The organism is Neorhizobium sp. S3-V5DH, from assembly GCF_004343065.1.
GTDB classification, from domain to species: domain Bacteria; phylum Pseudomonadota; class Alphaproteobacteria; order Rhizobiales; family Rhizobiaceae; genus Neorhizobium; species Neorhizobium huautlense.
Genome location: NZ_SMCL01000023.1, coordinates 76,188 through 88,810 on the forward strand (window position 1 = coordinate 76,188; position 12,623 = coordinate 88,810).

Here is a 12,623-nt window from a genome sequence, read left to right on the forward strand (position 1 = left end):
TTTATCCGGAATGGCTTAAGAAGTCTCAAGCAACACACCGAAAAAGCCAAGCAACCACGAACAAGCAGTGAATGGAGCGGGTAGCGGGAATCGAACCCGCGTATTCAGCTTGGAAGGCTGCTGCTCTACCATTGAGCTATACCCGCGGGGTGGTCCGATCCGGCGACAGAATGGTGGAGGGAGTTGGATTTGAACCAACGTAGGCTGAGCCAACGGATTTACAGTCCGTCCCCTTTAACCACTCGGGCATCCCTCCAGTTTTCCGTCTGGATCAGCGACCAAGCTCGTCAGACCTAGGAGCATTTCCGTGCCCCTCGATCTGCGCCGCGTATATGACCGCACCGTTCTCGTCTGTCAACACGAGGTTTTTGGAAAAATGAGGAAAAATAATCACCGCTCACTGGACTGCGCGCCGCTCGTGGGGCTTTGCCGAACGAGCCGGCATCGTTATAAGGCGCCATGAGCAAGGACAGCAAACAAGACAAATCCGGCCGCGACGGCCACTATGCGACGCTGAGGCGCGCCGTGCGCGACGCCAAGCGCGAGCGCGGAGAAATTCCGACGCCGCAACAGAAGCGGCAGAAATCCAATAAGGATTGGAAGCCCCCACAGCTGCAGCTTGAACAGGTCTTCCTGTATGGCCTGCACACGGTGCGAGCTGCAATTGAAAATCCCGAACGCAAGCTGATCAAACTGTCCGTGACACAAAATGCCTTTGCGCGTCTGGACATCGGAGAGGCAGACGCAATGCCCTTCCCGATCGAATTCGTCTCCCCTCAGGATATCGACAAGGTGCTGGGTCCCGAAGCCATCCACCAGGGAGTCATGCTGGAAACCCGGCCCCTGCCCTCGCGCCGGCTGGAGGCATTGAAGGAAAGCCCACTGCTTCTGGTGCTCGATCAGGTGACCGACCCGCATAATGTGGGAGCGATCATGCGTTCGGCCGTGGCCTTCGGCGCCGGCGCCATCATCACCACACAGAGACATAGCCCGACCGAATCCGGCGTACTTGCGAAATCCGCCTCCGGTGCGCTGGAGCTCATACCTTATATACAGATCAGCAACCTGGCCGACGCTCTCGGTGAACTCCACAAGCTCGGCTTTCAGACGATTGGGCTCGATTCGGAAGGTCCAGCCGCCCTCGAAGGCACGTTTGTGGCCGACAAGGTCGCGCTCGTGCTCGGCTCGGAGGGCAAGGGATTGCGGCAAAAGACCCGCGAGACGGTGACGGCATTGGCGAGGCTCGACATGCCGGGTGCGATCAAATCGCTGAACGTGTCGAATGCCGCGGCGGTAGCGCTTTACGCCACCCGCCAGCATCTGGCCAAATCGAAATAAGCCGCTCGGGATCGCGCTGATGTCCATGCTGGCCGCTTTCGAACACGCCGCCCTGCTCGCCGGAAAAGTGATTCTCGATGTCTACGAGGCGGGACCGACCGCAAGTTACAAGGAAGACCGCTCGCCGGTCACCGAAGCGGATGAACGAGCCGAAGCCATCATCCTTTCCGAACTTGCAAAGGCATGCCCGGGAATTCCGGTCATTGCCGAAGAATCGGTTGCAGCAGGCCGAGTGCCGCGGATCGAGGGAGGAGCGTTCATCCTCGTCGATCCGCTGGACGGCACCAAGGAATTCATCAGCAAGCAGGTGGACTTCACCGTCAATATCGCCCTGGTGAAAAATGGAACGCCTGTGCTCGGTGCCGTCTACGCCCCCGCTCTCAAGAGGGCTTATCTCGGGGGAAATGGAACCGCTGAAAAACTGGTGATTGGCGACGATCATACGGTTTTACGCCGCGAGAGAATTTCGACGAGAGCGGTCTCCACGCCGCCTGTCGCGGTCGCAAGCCGATCGCACGGCTCCGCCGAGACTGAGGCCTTCCTGAGGCGATCGGGTGCCTGTGATATCCGCTGCATCGGGTCGTCCTTGAAATTCTGCCTATTGGCCGAAGGGGCTGCCGATCTCTACCCCCGCTTCGGACGGACGATGGAATGGGATACGGCGGCGGGCGACGCGGTTTTGCGCGCAGCCGGCGGCGTCACGCTCGACCTTGACGGCGACCCGCTTTCCTACGGCAAAATCGGCCGGACCGGTATGATCGACTTCGCCAATCCCGATTTCATCGCCTGGGGAAGGCGCATGTCCAAAGCATAAGCCAACTTCGCTTGCCGGGGATTGTCTCCAAGCCTTTCATACCGGAGCTATCGCAATGCCGATGTTCGCGCCTGTCAAGATACGCCTAACCGCCGCCCGGAATGCAGGTCAGGTAAAGGGCGCGGCCGGTGCGGATCGATCTGGCCCGTAATGCATTGCAATAAAACTTGGATGCGCTAGGAAAAGCGACAATTAAGAGCAGAAGGTCTTGCTCGGCTGCGATGAGGATTTGCAGATGCATATTGTAATGGTTGGCTCGGGTTATGTCGGTCTTGTTTCCGGAGCTTGCTTTGCCGATTTCGGACATCACGTCACCTGCGTCGATAAGGCTGTCGAGAAAATCGAAGCCCTGAAGAAGGGCGTGATCCCGATCTTCGAACCGGGGCTCGATGCATTGGTCGAATCGAATGTCAAAGCTGGACGCCTTTCATTCACGACCGATCTGAAGGGCGCCGTTGCCAAGGCAGATGTCGTCTTCATCGCGGTCGGCACCCCCTCCCGCCGCGGAGACGGTCACGCCGACCTCGGTTACGTCTATGCTGCCGCGGGGGAGATTGCCGAAGCGATCAATGGTTTCACGGTCGTCGTCACCAAGTCCACCGTCCCCGTCGGTACCGGCGACGAGGTGGAACGGATCATTCGCGAAACCAATCCGCAGGCCGATTTCGCGGTCGTCTCCAATCCTGAATTTCTCCGTGAAGGCGCCGCAATCGAAGACTTCAAGCGGCCGGACCGCATCGTCGTCGGGCTGTCCGACGAGCGCGCCCGCTCCGTAATGACGGAAGTCTACAGGCCGCTCTACCTCAACCAGTCGCCGCTGCTCTTCACGAGCCGCCGCACATCCGAGCTCATCAAATATGCGGCCAACGGCTTCCTTGCGATGAAGATCACCTTCATCAACGAAATAGCCGACCTTTGCGAGCGCGTCGGTGCCGACGTTCAGGATGTCTCGCGCGGCATCGGCCTCGACGGTCGCATCGGCTCGAAATTCCTGCATGCCGGCCCTGGCTACGGCGGCTCCTGCTTTCCGAAGGACACGCTGGCGCTGGCCAAGACTGCGCAGGACAACGAAAGCCCTGTCCGTCTGATCGAAACGACGATTGCCATCAACGACAACCGCAAGCGCGCCATGGGCCGCAAGGTGATCGCCGCTGCCGGCGGCGATGTACGAGGCAAGAAGGTCGCGATCTTCGGCCTCACCTTCAAACCAAATACCGATGACATGCGCGACAGCCCGGCGATCGCTGTTGTCCAGACCCTGAAGGACGCGGGTGCGATCGTATCCGGCTATGATCCCGAGGGAATGGAAAATGCAAGGCAACTGATGGATATCGAATTCGCCAGCGGCCCGTACCAGGCCGCGGAAGGGGCCGATGTTGCCGTCCTCGTCACCGAATGGAACGAATTTCGGGCATTGGATCTCCAACACCTCAAATCCATAATGAAGAGCCCGGTTCTGGTCGATCTGCGCAACGTCTACCGCAAGCCGGAAGTGGAAGCCCATGGCTTCACCTATTCCGGCATCGGCAAGCCGTTCTGACGACACCAGTAGAAAGCGATTTAAAAGGACGCCCGTAACGCCATGGGTTGCGGGCGTTTTGCGTCCCGGTCTCTGGAGGAGGTTGCTGCGATCCCGCCAGACGCTATTGTAGGCGCTACATCCGGCTGGAGAGACAAGATAGCCGCGCCTCACTACACGGCGAACTTCGCCTCTTCCTTTTCGCCGACGTGGCGGAAAAAGGATCACGATCGGCGTGATTGAAACAGCGTCATTTCTGGACCTTGCAAAACTGTCCTAGGAGGGGCTCGATCTGCCTCTTCTTAAAAACCATACAGAAGAGGGAACTGCGAAATGAACAAGCTACTCGCCTCCACCTGCCTTGCCTTGGGCATGTTCGGAGCCTTTGCGGGCGCCGAAGCAGCGGAATGCGGTGACGTCACGATCGCGAGCATGAACTGGCAGAGCGCCGAGGTGCTGGCGAGCCTCGACAAGATCATCCTGACCGAAGGCTACGGCTGCGACGCGGAAATCATTGTCGGCGACACGGTTCCCACCATCACCTCGATGGTGGAAAAGGGTGAACCCGACATCGCACCGGAAGGCTGGGTAGATCTGTTGCCGGAAGTCGTCAGCCGCGGCATTGCCGAAGGCAAGCTGGTCGGAGCCGCCGTGGCGCTTTCCGATGGCGCCGTGCAGGGCTGGTGGATTCCGAAATATGTGGCCGATGCCCATCCCGACATCAAGACCATTCAGGACGTCCTCAAGCATCCGGAACTTTTCCCGGATCCGGAAGACAAAAAGAAGGGTGCCGTCCACAATGGCCCGCAGGGCTGGGGCGGAACGGTTGCCACCACACAACTCTATAAGGCTTATGGTGCCGAAAAGGCCGGCTTCACGCTTGTCGACACCGGATCGGCTGCCGGTCTCGACGGCTCGATCGCAAAGGCTTACGAGCGCAAGGAGGGTTGGGTCGGATATTACTGGGCGCCGACAGCGCTCCTCGGGAAGTATCAGATGGTAAAGCTCGGTCATGGCGTGCCGGCCGACATGGCCGAATGGAAGCGGTGCAACACCGTCGCCGACTGCCCGGATCCGAAGCCGAACGACTGGCCGAAGGACAAGGTGCAAACGCTTGTCACCAAGGCCTTCGCGGATCGGGCCGGCGCCGATGTCATGGCCTATCTCAACAAACGGTCGTGGAGCAACGATACCGTCAATGCCCTCATGGCCTGGATGACCGACAATCAGGCGAGCGGGGACGACGGCGCCAAGCAGTTCCTCAAGGAGCATGAAGATCTTTGGACCAAGTGGGTGACGCCGGAAGCGGCTGAAAAGATCAAGTCATCGCTCTGACCAGACGCGCCGTCGCCAGCACCCGTTGGCGACGGCTCTTTTAAGGATGGAGCAGGGCGATGGACTGGCTTACCAAATTCCCGCATATGGACGACGAGACGCTGCGGAACCTCAAAAAAGGTATCGATGAAGGATTCCGCGCCTTTACGCGCACTTATGGCGATGCGATCGAATCGTTCTTCGATCCGCTACAGTTCTTTCTGATCTACGCCGAGCGGATCATGGTCCGAACCCCTTGGCCGATCATCATGCTGGCGATTGCCGTCATCGCCTGGTTCGCCAGCCGCAATTGGAAGATCGTGGCAGGCTGTGTGGCCACCTTGTTTGCCATCGGTTACTTCGACATGTGGGAAGACACGATGAAGACCATGTCGATGATCTTCGTCTGCACGGTCCTGTCGATTGTGATCGGGCTGCCCATGGGGATTGCCATGTCGCGGTCGGAGCGGCTGCAGAATACCATCAATCCCGTGCTCGACGTGATGCAGACGATGCCGAGCTTCGTCTATCTCATACCTGTCGTCATGCTGCTTGGCATCGGCAAGGTGCCCGGATTGATCGCCGTCGTGATCTACGCGATCCCGCCGATGATACGGCTGACGAACCTCGGAATCAGGCTGGTGGACAAGGAAGTGCTGGAGGCGGCCAACGCCTTCGGCTCCTCGAGCTGGCAAAAGCTGCGCGACGTGCAGATGCCGCTTGCCCTGCCGACGATCATGGCGGGGATCAACCAGACCATCATGATGGCCCTGGCCATGGTTGTCATCGCGTCGATGATCGGCGTTCAGGGACTCGGTCAGCCGGTCCTGAAGGCTATCGCCAACCAGTACTTCACACTCGGCATATTCAATGGGATGGCGATCGTCGGCATCGCAATTGTGTTCGACCGTATCAGCCAGGCCTATGGCCGCCGTCTCCAGAGGCATATGGAGATGACGCATCAGTGATGGGTGATGGGAATGCCTGCCGGAACGGCGTACGGCAAGCTGAGCGAAGCGAACGACAGCACATGGACACTTACAACCTTCGGTCGCTTTGGTCAGTATAAGACACGTTTTATGGCGGAGTGATTGGGTGCGCGCGGTTTCAGATGCGCATGGTCGAGCGCAAATTCGATGGTGACCTCCGCCTCACTGCCGACGATCCCCAAGCGGGGTTGTGTGGCGTGGACGATCTTGAGGCTTGTGCTGCCCTCGACGAAGCAGGCTTCAAATTTGTGATGGAGGCAGACTTGAGCGCCGATCGTGACGAGTATGTCACAGCCTGTGTTCACTGTTTTCCTGCAAGCATGATAAGCAGGTCCAAATGGGGCGGCCTGGAACGAGACCGTGCTAGAGGTGACGGACGGGCTTAGAATAATCTTTTGGAAGCCGGCGCGGTCGACGCGTGCGGACGGGTTGAGTTGGCAACGAGGACTGTCGGAGCGAGCTTTGTCGGCCTTGTGGCTGCGAGCCTAGTTATTTCCGAACTCGTACGAGGGATTCATCAAGGGCCGGAACTTGAGGTCCTCCACCACGGCTTAACGTCGCATCAGCGAACGGCAGTGCCGTCTGCGCGCTCAATCACTGCTCGGATTTACGGTTTCGTGAGGCTGCGCTCTGCTGAAGCCAGGCCCATTACGGGTACTCGGATATAGAGGGCTTAGTGGGGCAGGAAGTCGCATCGTATGGACTTATAGACCCGCGGGCCCTTCTCACTCCAGTCGGATCGGCTTGGCAGCCGGGTCTCGCCACCTGCCTCCGGCTCCCTCTCGCTGAAGTGGCCGCAGTCTGGTTCCTGTGAGAATCCACTAACGGAAGTCAACTACGTCTTCATTTCCACCACTCCGACGCTGATTTTCACAGCCCTTCGCTATCGACGGGTCCCAATATGGAGGGCCAGATTGGCAGGGGAATGGGCGCTGAAGCCGTCAGAAAACCCTGAATTTCAGCGCATGCCGGCCACTGCAAGGCAGAGGGACAAGGCCCAGAGACGTTAACAAGTGATCGTTTACCTACATCTTTTGAAATGACCAGACCGGTTGCCAGCGATACGATATGTCGATAAATTCCGTTTCTATCGACACGTTTTAGCAACATGTCGCCGCCGTCGACATATCCGGAAATCCCGCTGACCGGAAAAGGAAGCTTCAGAATGCCTTTCCGGCCGGACCGTCCCTATAATGATCTACCAGCGTTGCCCCCGAAAGAGGATGTCGAGACGAAAGCCGTTCTCAAAGCCTGCATAGCCGCGCGGGCCGCTCTGGCAGAGCTAAAAGTCTCTGGCGAGCTGATCCCGAACCAGTCGGTGCTGATCAATTCGATTCCCTTGCTCGAAGCGCAGGCGAGCTCTGAAATCGAGAATATCGTCACGACGACCGATCGGCTGTTTCGCTTTGCCGGCGAGGACGGAAATCCTCCCGACGCCGCCACGAAGGAAGCTCTGCGCTATCGCACCGCGTTGCACCAGGGATTCCGAATGCTAAAGGAGCGGCCGGTCTCCACCACAATGGCAGTCCAAATGTGTCGGACGATAAAGGGTATTGACCTCGATATACGATCCACACCGGGGACCGCGCTCTACAACGAAGCCACTGGGGAAGTCATTTACACCCCTCCCGAAGGACGCGACCTCCTGAAGGACAAGCTTTCGAATTGGGAGCGTTACATTCACGAGGCCGAAGAGATAGATCCGCTCGTCCGCCTGGCAGTCATGCACTACCAGTTCGAGGCCATTCACCCTTTCACTGACGGTAATGGTAGGACTGGGCGCATTCTCAATCTGCTTTATCTCGTCGACAAAGGCCTGCTAGAGATCCCGGTGCTATATCTAAGCCGCTACATCATCGGCAATAAGCGCGCCTATTACGAGAAGCTGTTGAGAGTGACCACGGAGGGTGCTTGGGAAACGTGGATCCTCTACATGCTCGAGGCAATCAGAGAGACGGCAGAATGGTCGAACAGGACGATCCACGCAATCCGGGATCTGCTCGGTGAGACGGGCGCCCGGATGCGCCGCGACTTGCCGAAGATATATTCGCGCGAGCTGGCAGAAGTGATCTTCGTCAATCCCTATTGTCGGATCGCCGACGTCGTGTCAGCCGGCATCGCCAAGCGACAGGCCGCGGCAGTTTACCTGAAGGCCCTCGTCGACGCCGGAATTCTGGCGGAGATGAAGGCCGGTCGCGAGAACTTGTATATCAATCCCGCGCTTCTTGAGCTCCTGACGGGAACTCGCCCGTGAATTCTTCTGCTCCTGGCCGCCTGATTGGATAGCCGTCGCTCAATCAGGTTTCCTCACTGTGTCAGGGTTTCATCCTGTGCGCCGCGGCGACAGTATCTAGATCAATCGATATTCTCGTCCCATGCCCGTGAACGCGGTACCTTTCGCGTAAGCAATGAACTGCCAGCGATGGGTACCCAAAGATGCTGCGATGCAAAGCCTGTCGGGATACGGGATGGGTTTGTGAGATGCACCCCGATCGCCCTTGGACGGGAACGCACGGTTGCGGATGTGGGTCGGCCGGGATGCCCTGTCCTGCATGCAACGAGACCGGCAAGAGCTTTCCCGATGTGTCGAAGGTTTTCCGGTCGGTGATTGATTTGGCCGGGAAGATGGTGAACCAGTTTTAGGACGATGGCTATCATGATCTTCATGGCCGCGCCTTTCAAGCGCATGAGACAACGGAACTGCCGCAAGCGGCTGCTGCTCCCGAGACTGCTCAAATCATAATCATCACAGAATTGCGAGTGGAACATTGGCGGCTTCTTTTGTATCCCAAAAGAATGCTCCAGAATCATAATGCGGCTGCGTCAGCGATAGAGCCGAACGAGCTCCAGATGCTTCAGCGTGTCTTCGACCTCGCATGCCAACGGCGCGGTATTGCCAAAAACACCAGCAAAGCGCAATTGCTGGCCGCTGACGTCATAGATCTCTTCCAGCATGGAGTTCGGAGTGAGGCACAGCTCATCGCGATGCTTTCCGGGGACAGGGATTACCCTTAATCGGTTCTGTGAAGCGGCTTAGTGGCTACGCGCTTTCAGTGTAGATCGTGGAGGCCGGAACGTTTCCCGATCGATTTGGTTTGGGCCGGGAAGCGGGTTATCCCCCCGCACGATCCCTTGGCCCGCTTCGCCCTGATGATGTCGACGGAAAGGTCTGCTTTCGGGCAGGCCTTTCCTTTCAAGGCCGCGAGACTTTGCATGAAAACGAGATGATCTTTCCAGCGTCCGCTTCGGAATAGCGAAGCGGATTTGACAGGCGTTTATCAAGTGCTGAAGAGACGGTTGCGGCCACCTTATTTGCCCCCTTTGTGCCCCCGGTTATTTTTCTTGGACGAGGCGGAGGCATAAGTGCCTCAAAATTAATGGTGCCCCCGGCAGGGTTCGAACCCGCGACCCCCTGATTACAAATCAGGTGCTCTACCAACTGAGCTACAAGGGCACTCTCCAGACGGGGAGTTACCAGATTTTCTCTTTCTGTAAAGGGAAAATCGCCCGCCGCCTCCGGCTGAGATGCGATCTTCACGCAAAGACGGAACGGTTGGGCAGCGGAAGGCGCTTGTCCAGAAGCCGGTTTCTCCTGTACCAAGGCGCTCTCACCGGCAGGCTTCATCCGAGCCGTGCCAGATCAACCCGTCAAGCGGCCCTGCGCGCCTTCGGGCGACGGCGCCGTCGAAAGCTCGTTCATGTCGCTACAGTCGAAAAAGCTTTCCTTCATAGCATCCGCGACGCCGGAAGCGCAGTCCGGACTGGAGGAACTAAGCCGATTGTACGGCAATGTTCCGACGGCGGAAGCCGATGTACTCGTTGCGCTCGGCGGCGACGGCTTTATGCTGCAGACGCTGCACGAGACGATCAACACCGCAAAACGCGTCTATGGCATGAATTGCGGTTCGGTCGGGTTTCTGATGAACGACTACCGCACAGAAAACCTTCACGAGCGGATCGCCTCCGCCATCGAGAATGAATTCCATCCGCTCAAGATGACGACCACCAATGCCGACGGGACGACCTCCGTCGCGCTGGCCATCAATGAGGTCTATCTCTTCCGCCAGTCCTATCAGGCAGCCAAGCTCAAGGTCGTGATCGACGGTCATGTGCGGTTGGAGGAACTGATCTGCGATGGCCTCATGATTGCCACCCCAGCCGGATCGACCGCCTACAATCTCTCCGCTCACGGACCGATCCTGCCGCTGGAAGCGCCTCTTCTGGCCATGACGCCGGTTTCGGCTTTTAGGCCGCGGCGCTGGCGCGGGGCGCTGCTCCCGAACCATGTCTGCGTCGACATAGAAATCCTCGAACCGGAAAAGCGGCCGGTCAACGCCGTTGCCGACAATGCCGAAGTCAAGTCCGTGCTGCATGTGAGGATCGCGCAATCCGCCGAGGTTACCGCGCGCATCCTCTCCGATCCGGATCATTCCTGGTCGGATCGCATCCTGGCGGAACAATTCAACAACTGACTCTGCGTCAGGCGACCTAACGGAAGCGTCTGACTCTGCGGGAGGATCAATGCCTGCGGGCGAAGGCGCGCAGAAAGGTGCGCGTTGCGTTGGCAGCCATCTGGTCGATCTCGGATTCCGGCGTCTGCCGTCCAAGCTGCTGGTCGATGCGAAGATCAGCACCCAGCAGAGCCATATATTGACGGGCAGCGAGAGCCGGGTCGTCGAGGTCCAGATAGCCCGCAAGGGCAAGCTGGGCGAGACGGGCGGCAACGGCCGGATATTTCTTTCCCGGACCATATTCCTTCCAGGTTTCGAAGAGCTTTGGAAAACGGGCGCCTTCTGTTTCCACGAGCTTGCGCAACCAACGGCCGTTCGGGTCGCACATAGCCTTGCGCAGAAGCCGGGCGGAAAATTCGGTCAGCTCCTTTTCAAGGTCCTGCGGCGCAACAGGAAACGTGTCCAGAACCCGAAAGAAACCTGCGGTCGAACGTTCGGTAATCTCGGTCACGACAACTTTGAAGAGATTATCTTTGTCACCGAGCTGATTGTAGATCGTCTGCCGCGATACCCCTGCCCTCACCGCAATCGCATCGATGCTCGCTCCAGCAAACCCTTCTTCGGCGAAAATATCAGCCGCGGCATTCAGGATTGCCTGACGCTTGTTTTGCGCCGGCGGCCATGTGTCCTGGTCCTGACTGCGTTCGGCAGACGAATTTTTCATGACACTACCATACCGGCACTTGACGAATTGGACAATTGTGTCCAAAATATTTTACATGACTGCTGTGCACCCGTCATATTCACGCCGGCTCTCATATTCATCTTCCATAGTCGTCTTCCGCCCTGCCGTACCACGGCAGATGTGGTGACGGGAAAGGTTTTTTCCAATGCCAAGCAGAGCCTCTTCGCATGCCCTTTCGCTCGGGCTGCTCTCGGCCATCGGGCTTTTTGCCCTCGACATGTATCTTCCATCGCTTCCCACCATCAGCGCCAGCCTGAATGCCGACACGCACGCGGTACAGGCGAGCCTGATTTCCTTTTTCGCAGCCATGGCGGTCTCGCAGATCGTCTATGGCCCACTCTCCGACATGTTCGGACGCAAGCGGCCTCTTTATGCCGGCCTTGTCCTTTACAGCATCGGCGCAATCGGCTGTGCTCTGTCGCCCTCCATCGAATGGCTGATTGCGTTCCGTTTCCTGCAGGGCATGGGCGCCTGCGCCGGCGTCGTCATCTCTCGCGCCATCGTCCGCGATCTCTATACCGGTCCTGCTGCGGCCCAGTTGATGTCGCGGCTGATGCTGGTCTTCAGCGTCTCGCCGATCCTAGCCCCGCTTGCCGGCAGCATGATCACGGCCTTCGGCGACTGGCGGGTGATCTTCCTCGTCATGGTTGGCGCCGGGGCTCTGGGGCTTGTCGTTGCGATCTTCTTCCTTGAAGAAACGCGACTGCCGGCCGCCCGCAGCGAAAGCAGCATCGCCAGCGCGCTTTCGTCCTATACGACGCTGCTCAAGGATCCCTACTATCTCGGACTCGTGCTGATCGCTTCCTTCGGCATGTCCAGTTACATGATCTATGTCGCAAACTCGTCCTTCGTACTGATCAATCACTACGGTCTGTCGCCATCCTTCTTCAGCGTGGTCTTCTCTTGCAATGCGGTCGCCTTCATCGGCATGTCTCAGATGAACGGCTGGCTTTCCCGCAAGATCGGGCTCAAAAGGGTCATTCGCGGCGCGGTCGTCGGCTATTCCACGATGATGGTCATGCTGGCGCTCGTCACCTCGCTCGGATTCGACCGGCTCGAGGTGATGGCGGTTTTCTTGTTTGGAGGTTACGGCTTCCTCGGCATGATCATTCCGACCGCCGCGGTGCTGGCACTCGAACATCACGGCCGGATCGCAGGTACGGCTTCCGCCATGATGGGCACTCTCCAGTTCGTGACATCGGCGATCGTTGTCGGTATCGGCGGCCTTTTCACCGACGGCACTTCGAGACCGATGGTGACCGTCATCGCGATCTGCTCGGTGGTGGTCCTCATGCTGTCGCTGATGGTGCTGCGCAGCCAGCGTGGCGCCATGGCTGCCGCGGAATAGGCCCCTTCGCCCAATCGGGATAGGGGGGAGCCTATTGGCTCCGCCCCTCCCACACCACCCGGCATGCGGGTCCGCACCGGGCGGTTGGAGCAGTTGAGGTCGTCA

Annotated in this window: 10 protein-coding genes and 3 tRNA genes; 8 read left to right on the top strand and 5 right to left on the bottom strand. The window is 58.5% G+C overall.

Annotated features, from left to right (window positions below; translation table 11 throughout):
* Positions 1-72 precede the first annotated feature (72 nt).
* Both EDE09_RS23585 and EDE09_RS23590 read right to left on the bottom strand, forming a co-directional pair.
* Positions 73-146 (bottom strand) — tRNA-Gly (locus EDE09_RS23585).
* A 25-nt stretch (positions 147-171) separates the two neighbouring features.
* A tRNA-Tyr gene (locus EDE09_RS23590) sits at positions 172-256 on the bottom strand.
* Between the two features lie 203 nt (positions 257-459).
* On the opposite strand from EDE09_RS23590, the gene rlmB reads away from it, so the two are divergent.
* The 6 genes from rlmB to EDE09_RS23620 all read left to right on the top strand — a co-directional run bounded on the left by rlmB (position 460) and on the right by EDE09_RS23620 (position 8,228).
* Positions 460-1,338: a 23S rRNA (guanosine(2251)-2'-O)-methyltransferase RlmB gene (gene rlmB, locus EDE09_RS23595; protein ID WP_132413047.1), complete on the top strand. Its 879-nt coding sequence runs from the start codon at positions 460-462 to the stop codon at positions 1,336-1,338.
* A gap of 19 nt (positions 1,339-1,357) precedes the next feature.
* Entirely contained in the window at positions 1,358-2,152 is a 795-nt protein-coding gene (cysQ, locus tag EDE09_RS23600) for a 3'(2'),5'-bisphosphate nucleotidase CysQ (protein ID WP_132413049.1), read from the top strand.
* Between the two features lie 235 nt (positions 2,153-2,387).
* Positions 2,388-3,692, top strand: coding sequence for a UDP-glucose/GDP-mannose dehydrogenase family protein (locus EDE09_RS23605; RefSeq protein ID WP_132413051.1), 1,305 nt, complete (start codon positions 2,388-2,390; stop codon positions 3,690-3,692).
* A gap of 312 nt (positions 3,693-4,004) precedes the next feature.
* Positions 4,005-5,006 carry an ABC transporter substrate-binding protein gene (locus EDE09_RS23610; RefSeq protein ID WP_105374383.1) on the top strand — a complete coding sequence of 334 codons (1,002 nt, stop codon included), beginning with the start codon at positions 4,005-4,007 and terminating at the stop codon, positions 5,004-5,006.
* A 59-nt stretch (positions 5,007-5,065) separates the two neighbouring features.
* A complete protein-coding gene (locus EDE09_RS23615) occupies positions 5,066-5,953 on the top strand; it encodes a proline/glycine betaine ABC transporter permease (protein ID WP_105374382.1) in 888 nt (295 codons plus the stop codon).
* A 1,186-nt stretch (positions 5,954-7,139) separates the two neighbouring features.
* Entirely contained in the window at positions 7,140-8,228 is a 1,089-nt protein-coding gene (locus EDE09_RS23620; protein WP_132413053.1) for a Fic family protein, read from the top strand.
* Positions 8,229-8,797: 569 nt separating this feature from the next.
* Here the strand turns inward: EDE09_RS23620 and EDE09_RS28880 are convergent.
* Positions 8,798-8,929, bottom strand: a complete 132-nt coding sequence (locus tag EDE09_RS28880; protein WP_281033679.1) for a hypothetical protein — start codon at positions 8,927-8,929, stop codon at positions 8,798-8,800.
* Between the two features lie 423 nt (positions 8,930-9,352).
* Positions 9,353-9,428, bottom strand: a tRNA-Thr gene (locus tag EDE09_RS23630).
* 244 nt (positions 9,429-9,672) lie between these two features.
* Between EDE09_RS23630 and EDE09_RS23635 the strand changes: the two genes are divergently transcribed.
* Positions 9,673-10,446, top strand: coding sequence for an NAD kinase (locus EDE09_RS23635; RefSeq protein ID WP_112803625.1), 774 nt, complete (start codon positions 9,673-9,675; stop codon positions 10,444-10,446).
* 46 nt (positions 10,447-10,492) lie between these two features.
* Here the strand turns inward: EDE09_RS23635 and EDE09_RS23640 are convergent, their stop codons facing one another.
* On the bottom strand, positions 10,493-11,149 hold the full coding sequence (locus EDE09_RS23640; RefSeq protein WP_112803618.1) for a TetR/AcrR family transcriptional regulator: 657 nt from the start codon (positions 11,147-11,149) through the stop codon (positions 10,493-10,495).
* 166 nt (positions 11,150-11,315) lie between these two features.
* On the opposite strand from EDE09_RS23640, the gene EDE09_RS23645 reads away from it, so the two are divergent.
* Positions 11,316-12,518 carry a multidrug effflux MFS transporter gene (locus tag EDE09_RS23645; protein WP_112823791.1) on the top strand — a complete coding sequence of 401 codons (1,203 nt, stop codon included), beginning with the start codon at positions 11,316-11,318 and terminating at the stop codon, positions 12,516-12,518.
* Positions 12,519-12,623: the final 105 nt, after the last annotated feature.

Coding starts and splice junctions, on each gene's coding strand:
- rlmB (WP_132413047.1), top strand. CDS start 460: ATGAGCAAGGACAGCAAACAAGACAAATCCGGCCGCGACGGCCACTAT.
- cysQ (WP_132413049.1), top strand. CDS start 1,358: ATGTCCATGCTGGCCGCTTTCGAACACGCCGCCCTGCTCGCCGGAAAA.
- EDE09_RS23605 (WP_132413051.1), top strand. CDS start 2,388: ATGCATATTGTAATGGTTGGCTCGGGTTATGTCGGTCTTGTTTCCGGA.
- EDE09_RS23610 (WP_105374383.1), top strand. CDS start 4,005: ATGAACAAGCTACTCGCCTCCACCTGCCTTGCCTTGGGCATGTTCGGA.
- EDE09_RS23615 (WP_105374382.1), top strand. CDS start 5,066: ATGGACTGGCTTACCAAATTCCCGCATATGGACGACGAGACGCTGCGG.
- EDE09_RS23620 (WP_132413053.1), top strand. CDS start 7,140: ATGCCTTTCCGGCCGGACCGTCCCTATAATGATCTACCAGCGTTGCCC.
- EDE09_RS28880 (WP_281033679.1), bottom strand. CDS start 8,929: ATGCTGGAAGAGATCTATGACGTCAGCGGCCAGCAATTGCGCTTTGCT.
- EDE09_RS23635 (WP_112803625.1), top strand. CDS start 9,673: ATGTCGCTACAGTCGAAAAAGCTTTCCTTCATAGCATCCGCGACGCCG.
- EDE09_RS23640 (WP_112803618.1), bottom strand. CDS start 11,149: ATGAAAAATTCGTCTGCCGAACGCAGTCAGGACCAGGACACATGGCCG.
- EDE09_RS23645 (WP_112823791.1), top strand. CDS start 11,316: ATGCCAAGCAGAGCCTCTTCGCATGCCCTTTCGCTCGGGCTGCTCTCG.